The sequence below is a fragment of the Streptomyces sp. NBC_01808 genome (assembly GCF_035917395.1).
In the GTDB taxonomy this organism is placed as follows: domain Bacteria; phylum Actinomycetota; class Actinomycetes; order Streptomycetales; family Streptomycetaceae; genus Streptomyces.
On the sequence record NZ_CP109072.1, the window covers coordinates 6,531,940 to 6,552,245 of the forward strand.

The window sequence follows — 20,306 nt, forward strand, 5'->3', positions numbered from 1 at the left end:
TCGGCGACCGCCTCAGTCGGCCTGTCCCGCGGGGGCGTACCGCCTCAGCTCGGCGGCCAGTTCCTCGTGGACCAGGGCCTTGAGCAGCGTGCCCGCGGCGATGTGCTCCTCCACGAGCACCTCGCCCTCGTCGTGCACGCGCGAGACGAGCCCGCCCTTCGTGTACGGCACGACGGCCTCGATCTCGACCTGCGGGCGCGGCAGCTCCACGTCGATGAGCGCCTTCAGCTCCTCGATGCCCTCGCCGGTCGACGCCGAGACCGCGATCGCCCGCGGCTCGATGCGCAGCAGCCGGCGCAGCACGTCCGGGTCCGCGATGTCCGCCTTGTTGATCACCACGATCTCGGGCACAGACGTCGCGCCCACGTCGCGGATCACCTCGCGCACGCTGACGAGCTGCTCCTCGGGCGCCGGGTGGGACCCGTCGACCACGTGCAGGATCAGGTCGGCGTCGCCGACCTCCTCCATGGTGGAGCGGAACGCCTCGACGAGGTGGTGCGGCAGGTGCCGGACGAAGCCGACGGTGTCCGCCAGCGTGTAGAGCCGCCCGCTGGGCGTCTCCGCCCTGCGCACGGTCGGGTCGAGGGTGGCGAACAGCGCGTTCTCCACCAGCACGCCCGCGCCCGTGAGCCGGTTGAGCAGCGAGGACTTGCCCGCGTTCGTGTAGCCGGCGATGGCCGCCGACGGCACCTTGTGCCGCTTGCGCTCCTGCCGCTTGACGTCCCGGCCGGTCTTCATGTCGGCGATCTCCCGGCGGAGCTTCGCCATCTTCTCGCGGATGCGCCGCCGGTCCGTCTCGATCTTCGTCTCACCGGGGCCGCGGGTGGCCATGCCGCCCCCCGCCGAGCCCGAGCCGCCGCCGCCCATCTGCCGGGACAGCGACTGACCCCAGCCGCGCAGCCGCGGCAGCATGTACTGCATCTGCGCGAGCGCGACCTGCGCCTTGCCCTCGCGGGACTTGGCGTGCTGGGCGAAGATGTCGAGGATCAGCGCGGTGCGGTCCACGACCTTGACCTTGACGACGTCCTCGAGGTGGATGAGCTGGCCGGGGCTCAGCTCACCGTCGCAGACGACGGTGTCGGCCGCGGTCTCGACCACGATGTCGCGCAGCTCCAGAGCCTTGCCGGAGCCGATGTACGTCGCGGGGTCGGGCTTCTCGCGGCGCTGCACCACGCCGTCGAGCACGAGCGCGCCGGCCGTTTCGGCGAGCGCGGCCAGCTCCGCCAGCGAGTTCTCGGCCTCCCGGGCCGTACCGGAGGTCCACACCCCGACGAGCACGACCCGCTCCAGCCGGAGCTGCCGGTACTCGACCTCGGTGACGTCCTCCAGCTCGGTCGACAGACCCACGACGCGGCGCAGGGCCGCGCGGTCCTCGCGGTCGAACTGATCGCCGTCGCGATCGGCGTCGGATCCGGGACTCCACGCGGCTTCGGCTTCCATGAGGGCGTCGGCACGCAGGCCTTCCGGGAGACGCTGATCGTCCTGGGGAAGGTGGGTAGGAGAAGTCATCGGATCCTTGTCTGTGAGATCGGTAGTCTGCCTCTGCAACAACGTCCCGCAGACCGGGAGGATTCCCCGCACGGCGGGCGTCGTGGCATCCACGATGGTCGCACGCTGCCGCACGGGCGTCACCCGTTTTACCGCCCGCGGGGACCGCCGGGACGCCCCGGCGGGCCCCGCGGGCACGGCGGCTCAGCGCGCCGGCTGCGCGGCCTCCGCGGGCTTGGCGGCCTTCGCGAGCTCGGCTGGCGCGGCGGCCTTCTCGCGCGTCGCGGGCTTCGCCGGCTTCCAGCCGGGGTGGCCCGGCATCGGCGGGGTGCGCTCGCCGTACAGCCAGGCGTGCAGGAAGCCCTCCAGGTCGCGGCCGGCGATCTCGGAGGCGAGCGCGACGAAGTCCGCGGTGCCGGCGGTGCCGTCCCGGTGGCGCGTCACCCACGCCCGCTCCAGTTCCTCGAAGGCCGGCGCGCCGATCTCCTGGCGCAGCGCGTACAGCACCAGCGCGCTGCCGTCGTAGACGACCGGGCGGAACAGCTCCAGTTGACCGCCGTCCGCGGGCCGCCGCGGCGCGGCCGGCGGGCCGCCTGCCCGCCGCCAGCCGTCGGACTGCTCGTACGCCGCGCGCATCCGGCGCACCAGGCTGCCCCGGTCGTGCCGCTCGTCGGTGAACAGCGCCTCGTACCAGGTGGCATGGCCCTCGTTCAGCCACAGATCCGACCACCTGCGCGGCGTCACGCTGTTGCCGAACCACTGGTGCGCCAGCTCGTGCACGAGGACGCCCTCGGCGCGCTTCGGGTACTGGGCGACGGCCCGCAGGAAGTCGCGGCCGAAGACGGACAGGGTCTGCGTCTCCAGCGCGAAGTTCAGCGGCGCGTCCACGGACAGCATGCCGTACGACTCCAGCGGATAGCGGCCCGCGTACCGCTCCATCCAGGCGATCTGCGCGGCCGTGCGGTCGACGACGGGTCGGGCGGTGCGCCGGTCGCGCTCGGGGACGACGTGGCGCAGCGGTAGCCCGTGCGGGCCGGTGCCGCGCAGCACGGCGGAGCGGCCGATGGAGACCTGCGCCAGCTCGGTGGCCATGGGGTGCGCGGTGCGGTACGTCCACGTGGTGCGCGCGCCGGCGCGCTCGCGGGCCAGGCGCAGGCCGTTGGCGACGACCGTGAGGTCCTTGGGCGCGGTGACGCGGAAGGTGAAGCGGGCCTTGTCGGCGGGGTGGTCGTTGCCGGGGAAGATGCGGTGGGCGGCGTCGGCCTGGTTGGCCATCGCCAGCCCGTCCTTCGTACGGATCCAGCCGCCGCCGTTGCCGCGGGGGTCGCTGGTGTGCCGTACGGCGATCCGCAGACGTTCGCCGGGGTACAGCGTGCGCTCGGGGGTGACGACGAGGTCCTCGCCCGCGCGGGCGTGGGCGGCGGGGCGGCCGTTGACGGTGACGTCGCGGACGGTGCCGTGGGTGAAGTCGAGGTTGATGCGGGGCAGCCGGTCGGTGACGCGGGCCGTGATCTCGGTGCGGGCGGTCAGGGGGGCGTCGTTGCGGCCGGAGTAGGTGAGGGCGATGTCGTAGGCGAGGACGTCGTAGCCGGGGTTGCCGAGGTGCGGGAAGAGCGGGTCGCCGATGCCGGCGGGGCGGGGTGGCGGGGCATCCTGCGCGCCGGTACGGCCGGGGGCGGCCGGCGCGGTGGAGGCGGCCGGTACGGCCGGGGCGGCGGCCAGGGTGGCGAGGACGGCGGCGGCGAGCAGGGCGTGGCGCAGCGGACGGCGCGGGCGGGCGGAGCGGAGCATGCGCTACCGCTATCAGCGGGCGAACCCCGCGCGCCGCCGACGCGGCAGCGGTGCACTCTAACGAGTGCGGGCGCGCAGCCCGGGCGCCTGCCCGTCCGCGCCCGTGGGGTGCTGGGCGCGGGAGACGTCGTACACCCCGGGCACCTTGCGCATCGCGCGCATCAGCCCGGGCAGCTCCGCCGGGTCGGGGAGCTGCAGCGTGTACGTGTGCCGCACGCGCTGCTCGTGCGGCGGCTCGACGTCGGCGGCGACGATCGCGACGCCCTCGGCCGCGATGGCCTCGGTGAGGTCGGCGAGCAGATGGGCCCGTACGAACGCCTCCGCCTTGAGCGTCACCCGCAGGTCGGCGGGCGGTGCGCCCTCGCCCGTACGCCAGTGGACCCGAAGCTCGCGGCGGCCGGCGGCGGCCATCCGGGCCACGGTGGCGCACTGCGCCCGGTGCACGGCGACGACGGCGCCGCCGCGGATGACGAAGCCGGTGACGGCGTCGGGGGGCACCGGCGTACAGCAGCGGGCGAGGCGGGGCGTGGCGTCCGGCAGCTCGGCCACGGCGGGCTCGGCGGCGCGCGGGATGCCGTCGGCCGGGGCGCCGCCGGCGGGTACGCCCTCTGCCGGTGCGTCGGCTGCCGGTACGCCGACGGGGACGTCGGCCTCGTCGTGGGCGGGGGAGCCGGGCGCGGCGGGGGCGGCCGGGACGTAGTCGGCCGGGAGGGGGATCGCCGCGTCGGCGGGCTGTGCCGTCGGGTGGTCCCCCAGCCAGCGGGTGATCGCGATGCGCGCCGCCGGCGTCTGCGCGTGGTCCAGCCACTCCGGCGCGGGCCCCGACGCCTCCGGCGCCAGCAGCAGGGTCACCGCGTCGCCGTCCCGCAGCCGGGTCCCGAGGCCGGCGAGCCGCCCGTTGACGCGCGCGCCCACCAGCGTGTGCGCCGTCTCCCCATGACGCGCGTACGCCGCGTCCACACAACTGGCGCCCGCGGGCAGCACCAACGGCCCGCCCGGGTCGCAGAAGACCGTGATCTCCTGGTCGGGGGCGAGGTCTTCGCGTAAGGCGGACCAGAAGGCGTCGGGGTCGGGCGTGGCGCGCTGCCATTCCAGCAGCCGCTTCAGCCAGTCACCCACCTGGCCGGCCGCGGGCCGCGCCAGCGGGCTGGCCAGCGCCACCACCCCGGCCTCGGCGACGCGGTGCATCTGCCGGCTGCGTACCAGCGTCTCGACGACGTACCCGCGCTGGTCGGCGATGGCCGTGTGCAGCGACTGGTAGAGGTTGAACTTCGGTACGGCGATAAAGTCCTTGAACTCCGCGGGCACGGGCTTGAAACACGTGTGCAACTCGCCCAGCACCGCATAGCAGTCGGCCGCCTCCGGCACCAGCACCAGCAGCCGGCCGAAGTCCGTCCCGCGCAGCTCGCCGCGCTTCTGCAGCACCCGGTGCACCGAGACGATGTGCCGCGGCCGGATGGCGACTTCTGCGGTGATGCCGGCGGCGTGCAGGACCTCGCGCATCTCGGCCGCCGTCTCCTCCAGCGGGTCCGGCCGCCCGGCGTTCGCGAGCAGCAACTCACGGCTGCGCGCGTAGTCCTCGGGCTGGAGGACGGCGAAGACCAGGTCCTCCAGCTCGGTCTTGATCGCCTGCACGCCCAGCCGTTCGGCCAGCGGGATCAGCACGTCGTGCGTCACGCGCGCGATGCGCACCTGTTTCTCCCGGCGCATCACGCCCAGGGTGCGCATGTTGTGCAGCCGGTCCGCGAGCTTGATGGACATCACCCGCACGTCGCTGCCTGTCGCCACCAGCATCTTGCGGAAGGTCTCGGGCTCGGCGGCGGCCCCGTAGTCGACCTTCTCCAGCTTGGTGACGCCGTCGACGAGGTACGCCACCTCCTCGCCGAAGCCCGACCGCACCTGGTCGAGCGTCACCTCGGTGTCCTCGACCGTGTCGTGGAGCAGCGAGGCCGTCAACGTCGTGGTCTCGGCGCCGAGTTCGGCCAGGATCAGGGTGACGGCCAGCGGATGCGTGATGTACGGGTCGCCGCTCTTGCGCATCTGGCCCCGGTGCGCGTGCTCGGCGAGCAGATAGGCCGTACGCAGCGTGGGGATGTCGGCGTCGGGATAGAACCCGCGGTGCGCCTTGGCCACATGCTCCAGGGCGTGCGGCAGGCCGTCCCGCGACGACGCGCCGCCCAGCAGGGCCACCCGGCCCAGCCGGCGGAGATCGAGGCGGGCCCTGCCGCGTCGGCGGGGACCGCCCGCCGGATTGCCCGGACTGTGGACCTCTGCGCTCAATCGGCACCTCCGGCAGCTCACCGGCTCCCGTGCCGGTACTTGATGCTACCGAGACCATCACGCAGTGCCGTACGGCTCTCGCCCAGCGTGGTCTAGATCACCCATTCGAGCGATCGGACCTTGCGGACGCGTCGATTGCCGCCAGCGAACGACGTACCTGGTTGCGGTCGGTCGTATACCAGAAGTCCGGCATGGAGGCGCGGAGATAGCTGCCGTAACGGGCCGTCGCCAGCCGCGGGTCGAGCACCGCGACGACGCCGCGGTCGCCCGTGGCGCGGACGAGCCGGCCGGCGCCCTGCGCCATGAGCAGCGCCGCGTGCGTCGCCGCGACCGCCATGAAGCCGTTGCCGCCGGCCTTCTCCACCGCCTCCTGCCGCGCGGTGGCCAGCGGGTCGTCGGGGCGGGGGAAGGGGATGCGGTCCATCACCACCAACTGGCAGCCGGCGCCGGGGACATCGACGCCCTGCCACAGCGACAGACTGCCGAACAGGCACGTCGCCTCGTCCGCCGCGAAGCGCTTGATCAGCTCGCCGAGCGTCTCCTCGCCCTGCAGCAGCACCGGCACGTCGAGCCGGCCGCGCAGCTCCGTGGCCGCGGCCTCGGCGGCCCGCTTCGAAGAGAACAGGCCCAGTGTGCGCCCGCCGGCCGCCTCCACCAGCTCCGCCAGCTCGTCGAGCATGTCCTTGCGCGTGCCGTCCCGGCCCGGCCGCTCCAGATGCTTGGCGACGTAGAGGATGCCCTGCTTGCGGTACTCGAAGGGGGAGCCGACGTCGAGCCCCTTCCAGACCGGGGCGCCCTCCTCGCTGCTGCCCTCCGGCGGCAGCCCCAGCGAGGCGCCGATCCCCGCGAAGTCGCCGCCCAGCTTGAGGGTCGCCGACGTGAGCGTCACCGACCGGTCGCTGAACACCTTCTCGCGCACCAGCCCCGACACCGACAGCGGCGCCACCCGCAGCGACGCCCCGAACCTGTCGTGCCGCTCGAACCACACCACGTCGAACTCCGAGCCCTGCGTGATCCGCTCGGCGACCTCCTGCACGTTCTCCACCGAGGCGAGCGCGAGCCGGCGCACCACGTCCTCGTCCTGCACGGAGGAGTCCCGGGTCGTGCCCAGCGCGGAGATGACCGTACGGGAGGCGTCCCGCAGCGCCAGCAGCGCGTACCCCAGGTCCTCGGGGACCGGCTCCAAGCGGCCCGGCAGCGCCAGCTCCATCAGCCGCTCGAAGCTCTCCGCGGCCGTCTGCAGGGCGTCCGCCACCTTCTCGTTGACGAGCTTCGCCGACAGCCGCACCGCGCGGTTGACCCGCCCGGGGGTCAGCTCGCCGGTGGCCACGCCGGTCACCCGGGAGACCAGCTCGTGCGCCTCGTCGACGATCAGCACCTCGTGCGACGGCAGCACCGGGGCGCCCTCCAGGGCGTCGATGGCCAGCAGCGCGTGGTTCGTGACCACCACCTCCGCCAGCTTCGCCCGCTCCCGCGCTGCCTCCGCGAAGCACTCCGGGCCGTACGCGCAGCGCGCCGCGCCCAGGCACTCCCGGGCCGACACCGACACCTGCGACCAGGCGCGGTCCGAGACACCCGGCGTCAGCGAGTCCCGGTCGCCGCTCTCCGTCTCGTCCGCCCAGTCGCGCAGCCGCAGCAGATCCTGGCCCAGCTTGCTCGACGGCTGCGACGACGCGCTCTCGAACGGGTCGAAGAGCCCGGCGCCCAGGTCCGGGTCGTCCTGCGGCACGCCCTCGTGCACCCGGTGCAGACAGAGGTAGTTCGACCGCCCCTTCAGCGTGGCGAACTCGGGACGGCGGCGCAGCCGCGGGTGCAGCGCCTCCACCGTGCGCGGCAGATCGCGCTCGACGAGCTGCCGCTGCAGCGCCAGCGTCGCCGTCGCGATCACGACCCGCTCGCCGTGCGCCAGCGCCGGCACCAGATAGCCCAGCGACTTGCCCGTCCCCGTCCCGGCCTGTGCCAGCAGGTGCGAGCCGTCCGCGATCGCCTCCGCGACCGCCTCGGCCATCGCCACCTGGCCCTCCCGCTCGACACCGCCGACGGCGGCGACGGCCGCATGGAGCAGTTCGCGCAGCTCGCTGCGGTCGTCGGAGCCGTCGTGCGTGGGGGTGCCGGCGCCTTCGTCGGGCGCGAGGACGTTCTGGTCTGCCATGGCACGCAACCCTAAGGGGCGGCACTGACAGTGACGACCGTCACGTCGAGTGAAGAGGGTTGGGTACGGTGCCGTCGACGGCGGCGTGCGGGCGCCTGGCCCGGTCGCGGTAGCCGTCGAGGTAGAGCCGGTTCCGGTTCAGGCACAGCCGGTCGATGCGCGGCGCCAGCAGGTCGAAGAGCGCGAAGCGCTCCTTCAGCTCCGGGAACCGCCGCTGGTAGCGCAGGATCTCCGCCCGTACGAGGCCGAAGAACTCCGCTTCCGGCACGCCCAGTTCGTCGGCGCACAGCGGCGCCAGATAGCGGAAGACGCCGATGAAGAGCCCTGAGTGGATGAACTGCGGCAGGAACTCCGGCGGTTCCGTCAGCAGCGTGCGGCGTACGTCGCCCGGCATCCCGGCGTGTTCGGGCAGCGGCTTGGAGCTGACGTTGACGTCGTCGACGAAGTCCTTCACCGCCAGCCGCACCGGCACGTCCGCATCGTCGAAGACCACGACGGCGTTCTCGCCGTGCGGCGAGAAGACGGTGCCGTAGCGGTACAGGAAGTGCAGCAGCGGCGGCAGCAGGGCGGCGAAGAGCCGCGCCAGCCACGCGCGGGGCGTGAGCCCCGAGCGGCGTACCAGCTCGGCCGTCAGCGAACGCCCGTCGGCGTCCGTCCACAGCAGGGCCGCCAGCGTCCTGGCCCGCTCCCCGGGGTCCAGCAGCGGGCCGACGGGCTCCCGCCAGATGCAGCCCAGCAGCTCGCGGTACTGGTACGGGACGCCCGGCAGGGAGTCGTAGAGCGGATGGCGCACCGTCACGCTCGCGGTCTCGCCGAGCAGCACGACGCGCGTCTCCTCGGCGAGGAAGGGGTCGGCGTCCCGCATGCCGTGCACCCAGCGGGTGACGGCGGGGGCCGCGAGGGTGCGCTCGGTGGGCAGGCCGCGCCAGACCAGGGTGTTGAGCACGGACAGCGGCAGCTTGACGGAACGTCCCTGCGGGCGGCTGAGGTTGAGGAACGTACGCACCGACTGCTGCGGCAGCCACATGTCGGCGGGGCAGGCATCCGGCGGCAGCGGGATCACGAGCCCGGCGGCGACCTGCGGCGCGTAGAGGGTGGCGACGGTCTCGTCCCACTGCCACGGGTGCACGGGCAGCCACAGGTACGCGTCCGGGTCCCGGCCGGCCGCGGCCACCGCGGCGGCGAACCCCGCGCGCGTGGCGTCGCCCAGCTCCTGCGCGTACAGCTCCTCGGGGCGGGCGACGGCGGGCACGCCGCGGTACTCGGCGAGCGAGCGGTGCACCGCCAGCCATGGCAGCCGCCGCGGGAGGCGGGCCTCCGGGGCGTACGCGGCGGCGTCGGCGGCGGAGAAGCCGATGCGTCCCTTGTTGGCCACCAGCCACGGGTGGCCGGTCTGGTGGCCCTCCAGCTCGGCGTAGCCGAGATCGGCGAGGCGGGCGGCGGGCGGGGCGCCGCGCGCGAGGCGGACGTCGGCGGCGAGGGTGGCGGTCAGCTCCCGGATCAGGTGGCCGGTGGTGTCACCGGCCAGCCGCAGGAGGCCGTCGTGCGCCTGCGCGAGGAAGCGCAGCGGGTCGCCGCTGGGGGTCAGGGAGCCGGGGTCGATGCGCCAGTGGCCGTACGGGCCGCGGCGGGCGGTGAAGTGGTAGGTCACCTCGTCGGTGACCGGGAGGCGGTAGGGATACCGGCCGTCGTCGGCCGGGCCGGGACGGGGCCCGGGGCCGGGCGGGGGTGCCGGGTCGGGCTCCGGGGCGACTATGCCCTCGTAGGCGAACTCGCCCAGCATCTTGGCGAGCAGCCGGCGGGCGGCCAGGTCCCAGTCGGTTCTGTCGGTGGTATTCGCGGCGTCGGACAAGGGCGTGGGCTCCTCTCCGTCCTACGGCAGGTCGGGCCGGGGCGGCCCGGGCCGGCTCGGGGGCGGGCCGGTCCGCGGCGCGGGCCCGGCACGGGTCTCGCCGTCACTGTCGCGCAGCGCGCGCTCCCGCACCATCAGCGCCGCCCGCTTGTCGGGCAGTGCCAGCTCCTCCTGGAAGTGGAAACCGGCGTTCAGGAAGGCGGCGACCGACGGCACGTTGTGCACGTCCGGCTCCGCGAGCACCCGCCCGCACCGCGCGTCGTTGTCGAACACGAGGTCGCTGACCGTGCGGATCAGCAGGGAACCGAGCCCCCGGCCGCGGTCGGCGCCGCCGCCGAGGAGCAGATGGACCCCCGTGTCGTACGGGCGCGCGCGGTAGTACCCGGCGAGCGGGTCGCGGTCCGCGCGGTAGACCTCCCAGTAGCTCATCCGCACGCCGGCCAGGACGCCGAAGCAGGGCACGCTGTGCCCCCCTTCCACTAGCGTCCGTACATGCCGCGCGGTGACTTCGACGGGTCCCGCGAGCTTCCAGAAGGCGGCCACCGACGGGTCGTTCATCCAGCGGTGCAGCAGCGCCAGGTCGCGCTCCGGCTCGGCCGGGTCGACGGGCTCCAGACGGAACGGGCCGGCGGGGGTGCCGGCGGCCGTCCAGCAATTGATGGCGTACGGGGCAGGGGACCGGGCGGCGTCCCTGAGGAACCGGGCGAGGCCGACGCCGAAGTCGATGGTGTCGTCGGGAAGCAGCTCCGGGGGCCTGGTGGGGGTCGGGGGATCGGGTGACACGGTGCCTCTTCTCGTCGCACGGAAGGGAGTCGAGGGGCGGTCAGGAGTGCAGCGGGTTGGGAACGGTGACGTATACGGACTGCGTGTCCACCGGGCCGACCAGCTCGTCCAGGCCGTGTACGCGGGTCAGCAGATTGGCCTTGCAGCGCAGCGTCCCGCCGCTCAGCAGCCGTTCGGCCAGCGCGCAGCGGCCCTCGCCCGCGGCGGACCGCTCCAGGAAGCGGCGGAAGGCGGCGAGCAGCACGCGCTCGTCGACCAGCCCCGCGGCGCCGAAGGCGCCGACGAGGCCGAGGACGTTGTTGACGCCCACGTAGTAGGTGAAGCGCTCGTCCGTCACGTCGTCCGGGACGAACGTGTCGCTGGCGCCGCCCAGGCCCGGTAGCCGGCGCTCCAGCTCGGCGCGGCGGGACTCGCGGAAGTAGTACCCCTGGTTGTCCCGGTACCGGCCGCCGGCCGGCCAGCCGTCCGCGTCGAGGAGCAGCACGGTGTTCTGCTGGTGCGCCTCAAGCGCCACGCCCGCCTCGGAGTCCAGCCACATCACGGGCCGTACGACCACCTCCAGGTAGCGCAGGAACCACTCCGCGGCCACCGCTGCCGCCCTCTGCCCCGTGCGGTCGGCCAACTGCCCGACGACCTCCTGGAGACGCGAGCGCATCGCCCCCTTCGGCGACCGCGGCACCGGGGACGTCAGCGCCGCGATGCACAGCGCGTCGTCCTGCGCCGCGAACGGCTGGTGCCGTACGACCGCGTCCAGACCCGCGACCGGCTCGCCGGCCGGGGTGTCGACGGCCAGCCACGCCGGATCCCGTACGACGTCGAAGCCCGGCGCGCCGGGGAAGCCGCCGGGGAACGACGCCTGCCACTCCTTGCCGAGCCCGGCGCGCAGCAGCCGGTGCACCTCCGTGCCGCGGTGCAGCTCCTTGCGGAGGTTCTCGCGGCGGGAGTTGGTGATCCGCACACTGAGGGAGAGCTTCAGCATCGCGGGCGCGCCGGGGCGGTACAGCGTCCGCACCGACGCGGTCGGGTGCCAGGGGTCGCCGTGCGGGCCCAGGTCGCGCACCAGACCGGCGTCGAACAGCGCGGCGACGCCGGGGCGCTCGCGGACCTCGCGGGCCTGCCACGGGTGTACGGGCAGCGGCGTGCAGCCCGGCGGCACCCGCAGCCCTGGGCCCGCCAGCCGGGCGGCCAGCTCGCGCGCGGGCACGCCCTTCCCGCGCTCGGTCCACGCCGAGTCGCAGGCGAGGACGCTGTCGTGGACGGCGAGCCAGTGCAGCGGGAAACTGCCGCGCAGCTCGGGGGAGTAGCGCCGGGTCTCGGCCTCGGAGAGCCCCTCGCGGCTCTTGGGCGTCGGGTGCAGGGGGTGGCCGAGGAGCAGGGACTGCTCGCCGGTCAGGAACGGATCCGCGGTCGCGGGCGGGGAGCCGGCCCGGCGGGCGGTGAGGAACACCGCGGTGTGGCGTACGGAGTCGGCGACGCGGCCGACGAGGGCGGCGGCGCCGCCGGCCGGCTCGGGCGCGGTATGCGCGCCGCTGCCGCCGGCGTCGGCGGCCTCTGCGGCGGCGTACGCGGCCTCCCGGCTCAGCAGCGCCGCCAGGGTCACGGCGTCCACCGGCGGCGCGTCCTTGGGGGCGCCGTGCAGCACCGGCCGCCCGAAGCGGTGCCAGCCGGCCGCCGACCAGTACCGCACCGGGACGCGCAGGCACGCCCCGCTGGCGGGCAGCAGCAGCCGCAGCGTGCCGTTCTCCGGCTCCGCCACGCCCTGTTCGCGCACCCAGCAGCGCAGCAGGTTCTCGGCGGCGGCCGCGTCGGCGGCGGCCTTGGCGTCCGGGTGCTCCAGCGGGTCGGGCTCCGGCTGCCCGCCGCCGCCCTCGCCGCCGCGCCGGTACTGGCGGGGCACCGCGGGCTCGATGAGGCGGGCCAGCCGCCGGCGCACCGGGGGCCGGCCGCTGCCGGCGGGGAGTTCGTCGCCGGCGGGCTTCGCGTTCACAGACGTGCACCTCGGGATGGGTCGCGTACGGGATCGAGCGTCCCCGGGCCGTACGGAGGGGCCGGGGAGGAGGGACGCAGGACCGGGCGCGGGGGGGGCGCGGCGAGGGTGTGGCGCGTACGGCAGACGCGCGCGTGCACGTCCGCTGCGCGAATCGCGGGCACAGCCCCACCCCCTCGCACCGGATACGGGTCCGCATCCCCCGCCCCTACCAACGACGCACCCGCCGCCGGAACACGGCCCGCCGCCAAGATCCTTGGGCCCGGTGGAACCACGGGGCCCGGTGCGGCCGTCCCCAACGGCACCGGCATAGTGGGGGCTCGTGTCCCGCCGGGGCACCTGTAGAGAAACTGGGGGATTCGATCCATGCCCGCCAACGGGAAACGTCGTATACCGAGAAAGGCGCTGGCCGCGGCGGCCCTCGCGGTCACACTGGCGCTGACCGCCGGCGCCTGCGAGGACGGCGACGGTGACAGCGGCGCCGACGACAAGCAGCAACAGCAGGAGTCGCAGGCGCCCGAGAAGGATCTGGCGCTCCCCGAGGAGATCCCGGACGCCCTGAAGAACCTCGACCTCGACAAGTGGAGGGACGGCGGCTGGGAGGACTGGGCCAAGGATGACTGGCTGCGCGACGCGCGCGAGTTCATCAACCCGATCATCGAGGACCTCTGGGACCCCGACCGGATGTGGGACGCCGAGCAGCCGCCCAACCGGGTCGACGAGGACGACGTCTCCGAGGACCAGGGCGTCACCGACCCGGAGCCGGCGCCCGTCGAGGCCGTCGAGGCGACCACCCCGTACGACGAGTCGCAGCCCGCCGCCGGGAAGATCTTCTTCGACACCCCCGAGGGCCCCATGGTCTGCTCCGGCACCGTGGTCGCCGACCCGGCCAATCCGGGCAAGTCCAACCTGGTGGCCACCGCCGGCCACTGCGTGCACAAGGGCTCCGAAGGCGGCTGGTGGCGCAACGTCATCTTCGTGCCCTCCTTCAACCCCGAGGGCAAGACCGTCGCCGAGCTGGAGGCCGAGCAGGCGACCGAGGCCGACATCGCGCCGAAGGGCACGTTCTGGGCCGAGGAGGCCCGTACGACCGACGAGTGGATCTCCGAGGGCAAGTCGCAGGGCGGCGTGGGCGCCCCGTACGACTTCGCCGTGATGAAGGTCCAGCCGAAGGACGGCGGCGGGCAGTCCCTGGAGGAGACCGTCGGCGCCGCGGTGCCCGTCTGGTTCGACGCCCCGGCGGTGAAGGACGTCGGTGACCTGACCGCCACCGGCTACCCGGCGGCTGCGCCGTATGACGGCGGGCGCCTGTACTCCTGCACCGACGCACCGGGCCGGCTGTCGATCCAGGCGTCGCAGCCCACGATGTACCGCATCGGCTGCACCATGACCGCCGGCGCCTCCGGCGGCGGCTGGACCGCGTCGAACGACGGCGAGGAGCAGCTCGTGTCCGTCACGTCGATCGGCCCGCTGCAGGCCACCTGGCTCGCCGGGCCGCGGCTCGACAAGGAGGCCAAGGCGGTCTTCGACCAGGTGAGCGGCGGCTAGCCCGCCCGTACCGTACGGCCACGCGCTTCGGCGTCGGGCCGTATCCAGGCCCGACAGCGCGCCGGGCTCCCACCGGGAGTCCGGCGCGCTGGCCGTGCCGGGCCCCGGTTTGGCAGGATCGCCGCGTGGTCCACTTCGTCCCGCGCCGCCTCGGCAGGCGCCGAGCGCTCCAGGCCGCCGTGGCGACGGCGGCCGTGCTCGGGCTGCTCCTGTGGTGGCTGCTGCCGCTGGGCGGCAGCGGCAGCCCTGCGGGGAAGGTGGTTTTCGCCACGGGGGTGCGCTCCGGCGTGTACGCGGAGTACGGGCGGCTGCTGCGCGAAGGGCTCGCCCGGGACGAGCCGGACCTCGACGTACGACTGCACACCAGCCAGGGCTCCATCGACAACCTGCGCAAGGTCACCGCGGGCCGCGCCGACTTCGCCGTCGCCACCGCCGACTCCGTGGCCACGTACCGCCGCGACCGGCTGCCCGGCTGGCAGGGGCTGCGCGCGGTGGCCCGGCTCTACGACGACTACATGCAGCTCGTCGTCCTGCGCGACTCGCCCGTGCGGCACGCCGCCGACCTGCGCGGCCTCAAGGTCGGCGTCGGCGAGGACGGCTCCGGTGTCCAACTGATCACCCGGCGGCTGCTGTCGGCGGCCGGGCTCGACTTCGACCAGGACGTGACGGCGGTGCGCGAGGGCCTCGACACGATGCCGGAACTCCTGCGCGACCGGGAGATCGACGCCTTCTTCTGGTCCGGCGGCCTGCCCACGGAGGCCGTCGAACGCCTGGCGCAGCAGACCGAGATCGAACTCGTACCGCTCGGCGACCTCCTCGGCCCCCTCCACGCCCAGGGCGAACTGGCCCGCTACTACCGCGCCGCGGTCATGCCGCCCGACGCCTACCCGACGGTCCAGCGGGACACCGCCGTGCCGACGCTCGCGGTGGCCAACCTGCTGGTCACCACCGACCGGGAGGACCCCCGGCTGACGGAGAGCGTGACCAGCACGGTGATACGGGACCGGGACCGGATCGGCCGCGTGGTGCACGCCGCCCAGCGGGTCGACCTGCGCACGGCGGTCTTCACCGACCCGCTGGAACTGCACGAGGGCGCGGCCCGCTACTACCGGCAGGAGAAGCCGTAGGGCCGGGAGCCGTCCTGGGCGGATGACATCCGGGTGGACGGCGACCGTCGCTCACGGACGGCGGGCCAGGAACACGAACTCCTTTCCCGGGCGGTCGGGCGCGTCCCGGACGTCCTCCACCGCGTAGCCGTGGGCGGCCAGGTCCCGCTCGACCTCCTCCCGCTCGCGGAAGCGCAGCGTCGAATCCGAGGTCAGCACCTGGCCGTCGGCGGCGAACTCGTAGGTCCAGCGGAAGGTCACCAGCGGCAGGTCCACCTCGATCAGCTCGACCCGGCTCGCGACGGAGCCGACGCCCGGGATCTCCGTCACGCGCGAGGAGCGCTCGCGGGTCCACTCCTCCCACGCGCGCCGGGCCGGGTCCCGGGTCTCGAAGACCAGGTGCCCGCCGGGCCGCAGTGCTGCGCGGGCCCCGCGCAGGGTCTCGTCCCACGTCTGCGGATCGGCGATCGCCTGGGCGACGTTCGCCGTCATCGTCGCGAGGTCGGCCCGCAGCGGCGGGAGGGCGGTCGCGTCGCCGCAGATCCAGCGCACTCGCCCGCTGCCCGGTTTGGCCCGGGCGACGTCGATGGACGCCTGGGCGGGATCGACGCCGACGACCTCGATCCCGCGGGCGGCCAGGAGGAGTGCGAACACCCCCGTGCCGCAGCCGATGTCCAGGACCCGGCGGGCGCCGAACTCGTCCGTGAGCCGCAGGTACGCGTCGAGATCGCGGCGGTCGGGGTGGAGCGGATCGTAGATCGCGGCGAGCCGTGGATGCGCGAAACAGTCGTCGGCCATGCGGCCGAACCTATGCGGCTCCGGGGCGGCGCAGCCACCGGGTTTGATGCGGCGGGAGCCCACGGGCGCGGGGAAACGCACGGGGCGGATGGGTTCGGCGGTGCGGGTTGACAGCTAAATCGAACATAGGTTCCCATGTGAGTTCGGCCCGGGTTCTCCCCAGGCCGGCCCGAGGCGAGGCGCGTTGTCAGTGGCAGGCGCTAGCGTCGTGGACGTGAAGCGATCGACTCAGACATCCCGGGTGGAACCCATGGCAGCGACTGACCGCGAGAAGGCGCTTGACGCCGCACTCGCCCAGATTGAACGGCAATTCGGCAAGGGTGCCGTGATGCGCCTCGGCGAGCGGCCGAACGAGCCCGTGGAAGTCATCCCCACCGGGTCGACCGCGCTCGACGTGGCGCTCGGTGTGGGCGGCCTGCCGCGCGGCCGCGTGGTGGAGGTGTACGGGCCGGAGTCCTCCGGCAAGACGACCCTGACGCTGCACGCGGTGGCCAACGCGCAGCGGGCCGGCGGCACGGTCGCGTTCGTCGACGCGGAGCACGCCCTCGACCCGGAGTACGCGAAGAAGCTCGGCGTCGACATCGACTCCCTCATCCTCTCCCAGCCCGACAACGGCGAACAGGCGCTGGAGATCGCGGACATGCTCGTCCGCTCCGGCGCGCTCGACCTGATCGTCATCGACTCGGTCGCGGCCCTCGTGCCGCGCGCGGAGATCGAGGGCGAGATGGGCGACTCCCACGTCGGCCTGCAGGCCCGGCTGATGAGCCAGGCCCTGCGGAAGATCACCAGCGCGCTGAACCAGTCGAAGACCACCGCGATCTTCATCAACCAGCTGCGCGAGAAGATCGGCGTGATGTTCGGCTCGCCCGAGACCACCACCGGCGGCAAGGCGCTGAAGTTCTACGCCTCGGTGCGGCTGGACATCCGGCGCATCGAGACGCTCAAGGACGGCACGGAGCCCGTCGGCAACCGCACACGCGTGAAGGTCGTGAAGAACAAGGTCGCGCCGCCCTTCAAGCAGGCCGAGTTCGACATCCTCTACGGGCAGGGCATCAGCCGCGAGGGCGGCCTGATCGACATGGGCGTGGAGCACGGCTTCATCCGCAAGTCCGGCGCCTGGTACACGCACGAGGGCGACCAGCTCGGCCAGGGCAAGGAGAACGCGCGGACGTTCCTGAAGGACAACCCCGACCTGGCCGACGAGATCGAGAGGCGGATCAAGGAGAAGCTGGGCATCGGCCCGAAGCAGGAGAACCCGGAGGGCGAGCCGGGTGCGGACACGGCTGCCGGTCCCGCGGCGGCTGCGGACGGTGCCGCCCCCGCGGGCAAGAAGACGGTGCCGGTGCCGGCCAAGACAGCGAAGGCGGCCAAGGCCGCGGCCAAGAGCTGACCCGTGGTCCGGCGCACCGACTGGCCGCTCCCGCCTCCGGACGACGGCCGCCCCCCGTTCGGGGGCGGCCCGGAGGACGGCGCCGCCCCGCCGGGCGGGCGCCGACGGCGGGGCGGGCGCGGCCCGGCGGCGTACGGCGAAGGGGACGGCCCCGACGGCGCCCGGCCGGAGGACGGGGGGTACGGGCTGGAGGAGGACCCTGACGGCTACGGCGGACCGGGGCACCCGGGCCGGTCCGGGCGCGGCGGGGCCTCCCGGCGAGGGCGCTCGCGGGGCCGGTGGGAGCCGTCCGAGGACCGGGTGCGGGAGACGTCGCTCAGCCCGGAGGAACGGGCGCGGTCGATCTGCCTGCGCCTGCTCACCGGCTCGCCGCGCACCCGCAAGCAGCTCGCGGACGCGCTGGCCAAGCGGGAGATCGACGCCGAGGTGGCGGAGGCCGTGCTCGACCGCCTCGAAGCGGCCGGGCTGATCGACGACGCGGCGTTCGCCGGCGCCTGGGTGGAGTCCCGGCACCACGGCCGTGGTCTCGCCCGCCGCGCGCTCGCGCGCGAACTGCGCACCCGGGGCGTGGCGGCCCCGGTGGTCGACGAGGCGGTGGGCCGGCTCGGCGCGGACACCGAGGAGGAGACGGCCCGCGAGCTGGTCGCCCGCAAGCTCCGCGCCACCCGCGGCCTCGACCGCGACAAGCGCATCCGTCGCCTGGCGGGCATGCTGGCCCGCCGGGGCTACGGGGAGGGGCTGGCGATCCGCGTGGTCCGTGAGGCGCTGGAGGCGGAGGGCGAGGAGACCGAGGACCTGCTGGCGGACTGAGCGGCGCGGGGCCGAAGGGCCCGGGGCCGCCCCGGCTCGGCGTCGGAAAGGCCCTCGCGCGGGCCGAGTTGCCCTGGCTCGGTGTCGGAGACGGCCCTCGGCGGGCCGAGTTGCCCCGGCGTGCCAGCGCCGGACGGGCAGGAGGGGTGGCTCTGTGCTGCCGTGGGTGCCTGGCCCGGCAGACCTGAGCGGTCCGGAGTCGTGCGACCCCTGTGCGGGCCGGGGGCGGTGTCCTCGCCGCTCGTACCCGCCGCGCGTACCCGTGTCGTACGCGAGGCCGTGCCTCCGCCGTGCGCGCGTGTCCGGCCGCCGCCGCGGCCGGTTCGCGACACTCCGCGCCGCGCAGGGCGGCGCCCGGGGGCCAGGTCCCGGGCCGGATATGCCGTGCCGGGTCTCAGACCCGGCGGAGGACCGCGACGACCTTGCCGAGGATCGTCGCCTCGTCGCCCGGAATCGGCTGGTACGCCGCGTTGTGCGGGAGTAGCCACACGTGGCCGTCCTCGCGCTTGAACCGCTTGACCGTGGCCTCGCCGTCCAGCATCGCGGCGACGATGTCGCCGTTCTCGGCGACCGGCTGGCGGCGCACCGCGACCCAGTCGCCATCGCAGATCGCCGCCTCGATCATCGAGTCACCGACGACCTTCAGCACGAACAGCTCGCCGTCGCCGACGAGCTGCCGCGGCAGCGGGAACACGTCCTCGACCGACTCCTCGGCGAGGATCGGACCACCGGCGGCGATCCGGCCGACCAGCGGCACGTACGACGCGGCGGGCTTGCCCGTGGTGTCGGTGGCTGCCTGGGTGGTGGGCGTGTCCGCGCCGCGCACCTCGTACGCCCGCGGCCGGTGCGGGTCCCGGCGCAGGAAGCCCTTGCGCTCCAGGGCCATGAGCTGGTGCGCGACCGACGAGGTGGACGAGAGGCCGACGGCCTGGCCGATCTCGCGCATCGACGGGGGGTAGCCGCGACGCTGCACCGAGTCGCGAATGACCTCGATGACCCGGCGCTGCCGCTCGGTCAGGCCCGAGCTGTCGGCCCTGATGCCCGGCGGACGCCCGGGCATGGAGCGCTTTGGTGGCTGTGCCTCGCCCTCACGGCCGTCCCCGGGAGGCGGCGTGAGCTGCGGCTCCGCTGCCTGCTGGGGCCGTTCGTGGGCGGCGATGGCTGTGGTGTCTGCGGTAGTGGTCACGTCGGCAGGCCCCTCTCGAGACGGTCTCTCTCTCGTAGGACCAACGGTAGTTGCTTTCGAAAGGTTGCGCCAAACACACGTTCGAGTGAAAAATTTCGGTTTCACTTCCGTGATCCATCAACTGGGTGTAAAGCGCTGGCCTGATGGCTGCGTGCGGCCCGCCGTCCGCCCTGTACCGGGCCGTCGCCGCGGGGGTGCGGGGTGCCGTCCAGCTTGTCACCCCCGCCCCTCGCGTGTCGCGGTCCGCGCGCTCACGTAGGCTGCCGATGTTCCGCGCGGTGTCCCGTCCCGCGCCCCGCCCGATCTCGTGGCGCGGCAACACGCTCTCCGCTCTCAATGGCAGCCAAACCCCAGATCTAGTGGTTAGATGGGTGTCAGCAGCCCACAAGTTGTGGTCCCCCTTCCTCTCACCGGAAGGGCATCCCATATGATTGAGGTCTGCTCCGGCGGGCCGCGGGGGGCCGCCGGACCGACGTGCCGTGCGCGAGAAGGGGAGGGTGGAGAGCGATGCACTGCCCCTTCTGCAGGCACCCCGACAGCCGGGTCGTCGACAGCCGCACCACCGACGACGGTGCAGCAATCCGCCGCCGCCGGCAGTGCCCCGACTGCTCGCGCCGCTTCACCACGGTGGAGACCGCGTCCCTGATGGTCATCAAGCGCAGCGGGGTCACCGAGCCCTTCAGCCGCGCCAAGGTGATCACGGGCGTCCGCAAGGCCTGCCAGGGCCGCCCCGTCACCGAAGACGCGCTGGCCCAGCTCGGCCAGCGGGTCGAGGAGGCGATCCGGGCCACCGGCAGCGCCGAGGTCTCCAGCCACGACGTCGGGCTCGCCATACTGGGCCCGCTGCAGGACCTCGATCTCGTCGCCTACCTGCGCTTCGCCTCCGTCTACCGCGCCTTCGACTCCCTCGAGGACTTCGACGACGCCATCACGCAGTTGCGGACCGCGGACAGGCACCCCGCCGACAGCGGCGGCCCAGACGGACAGGACGACCAGGCCCCACCTCCCGCGCCGGGCGACCCCGGCGCGCCCGGCCCCGGCCGCAGTCCGGGCCGCGGCGAGGCCCCCGGAGTCCCGTCACCCGGCAGAGCGGCCGGCTGACGCCCACCGCGGGCCACCCGTCATCCACACCCGG

The 20,306-nt window shown here is 74.2% G+C and carries 14 protein-coding genes; 5 read left to right on the top strand and 9 right to left on the bottom strand.

Going from position 1 to position 20,306, the window contains the following annotated elements; translation table 11 throughout:
* Window positions 1-12: 12 nt before the first annotated feature.
* From hflX to OG946_RS28890, 7 genes are all read right to left on the bottom strand, one after another.
* A complete protein-coding gene (gene hflX / locus OG946_RS28860; protein ID WP_326798889.1) occupies window positions 13-1,509 on the bottom strand; it encodes a GTPase HflX in 1,497 nt (498 codons plus the stop codon).
* A 183-nt stretch (window positions 1,510-1,692) separates the two neighbouring features.
* Window positions 1,693-3,279 carry a M1 family metallopeptidase gene (locus OG946_RS28865; protein WP_326798890.1) on the bottom strand — a complete coding sequence of 529 codons (1,587 nt, stop codon included), beginning with the start codon at window positions 3,277-3,279 and terminating at the stop codon, window positions 1,693-1,695.
* Window positions 3,280-3,336: 57 nt separating this feature from the next.
* Window positions 3,337-5,559 (bottom strand): RelA/SpoT family protein, encoded by a 2,223-nt coding sequence (locus OG946_RS28870; RefSeq protein ID WP_326798891.1) that lies wholly within the window; start codon window positions 5,557-5,559, stop codon window positions 3,337-3,339.
* 97 nt (window positions 5,560-5,656) lie between these two features.
* Window positions 5,657-7,711 (bottom strand): ATP-dependent DNA helicase, encoded by a 2,055-nt coding sequence (locus tag OG946_RS28875; protein ID WP_326798892.1) that lies wholly within the window; start codon window positions 7,709-7,711, stop codon window positions 5,657-5,659.
* Between the two features lie 40 nt (window positions 7,712-7,751).
* The gene (locus tag OG946_RS28880) at window positions 7,752-9,563 is read right to left on the bottom strand and encodes an IucA/IucC family protein (protein WP_326798893.1); all 1,812 of its coding nucleotides are present in this window, start codon (window positions 9,561-9,563) and stop codon (window positions 7,752-7,754) included.
* A 21-nt stretch (window positions 9,564-9,584) separates the two neighbouring features.
* Window positions 9,585-10,346: a GNAT family N-acetyltransferase gene (locus OG946_RS28885; protein ID WP_326798894.1), complete on the bottom strand. Its 762-nt coding sequence runs from the start codon at window positions 10,344-10,346 to the stop codon at window positions 9,585-9,587.
* Between the two features lie 40 nt (window positions 10,347-10,386).
* Window positions 10,387-12,333 (bottom strand): IucA/IucC family protein, encoded by a 1,947-nt coding sequence (locus OG946_RS28890; RefSeq protein WP_326798895.1) that lies wholly within the window; start codon window positions 12,331-12,333, stop codon window positions 10,387-10,389.
* Window positions 12,334-12,699: 366 nt separating this feature from the next.
* On the opposite strand from OG946_RS28890, the gene OG946_RS28895 reads away from it, so the two are divergent.
* On the top strand, window positions 12,700-13,881 hold the full coding sequence (locus tag OG946_RS28895) for a trypsin-like serine peptidase (RefSeq protein WP_326798896.1): 1,182 nt from the start codon (window positions 12,700-12,702) through the stop codon (window positions 13,879-13,881).
* Window positions 13,882-14,006: 125 nt separating this feature from the next.
* Window positions 14,007-15,008, top strand: coding sequence for a TAXI family TRAP transporter solute-binding subunit (locus OG946_RS28900; protein WP_326798897.1), 1,002 nt, complete (start codon window positions 14,007-14,009; stop codon window positions 15,006-15,008).
* Between the two features lie 51 nt (window positions 15,009-15,059).
* Here OG946_RS28900 and OG946_RS28905 read toward each other — a convergent pair whose 3' ends face one another.
* Window positions 15,060-15,785 (bottom strand): class I SAM-dependent methyltransferase, encoded by a 726-nt coding sequence (locus OG946_RS28905; protein ID WP_326798898.1) that lies wholly within the window; start codon window positions 15,783-15,785, stop codon window positions 15,060-15,062.
* Window positions 15,786-16,035: 250 nt separating this feature from the next.
* On the opposite strand from OG946_RS28905, the gene recA reads away from it, so the two are divergent.
* Both recA and recX read left to right on the top strand, forming a co-directional pair.
* Entirely contained in the window at window positions 16,036-17,175 is a 1,140-nt protein-coding gene (recA, locus tag OG946_RS28910) for a recombinase RecA (RefSeq protein WP_326798899.1), read from the top strand.
* Window positions 17,176-17,178: 3 nt separating this feature from the next.
* Window positions 17,179-17,985, top strand: a complete 807-nt coding sequence (recX, locus tag OG946_RS28915; protein ID WP_326798900.1) for a recombination regulator RecX — start codon at window positions 17,179-17,181, stop codon at window positions 17,983-17,985.
* A gap of 394 nt (window positions 17,986-18,379) precedes the next feature.
* Here recX and lexA read toward each other — a convergent pair whose 3' ends face one another.
* On the bottom strand, window positions 18,380-19,171 hold the full coding sequence (lexA, locus tag OG946_RS28920; RefSeq protein WP_326798901.1) for a transcriptional repressor LexA: 792 nt from the start codon (window positions 19,169-19,171) through the stop codon (window positions 18,380-18,382).
* A 507-nt stretch (window positions 19,172-19,678) separates the two neighbouring features.
* Here lexA and nrdR point away from each other — a divergent pair.
* Window positions 19,679-20,272 (top strand): transcriptional regulator NrdR, encoded by a 594-nt coding sequence (gene nrdR / locus OG946_RS28925; RefSeq protein ID WP_326798902.1) that lies wholly within the window; start codon window positions 19,679-19,681, stop codon window positions 20,270-20,272.
* Window positions 20,273-20,306: the final 34 nt, after the last annotated feature.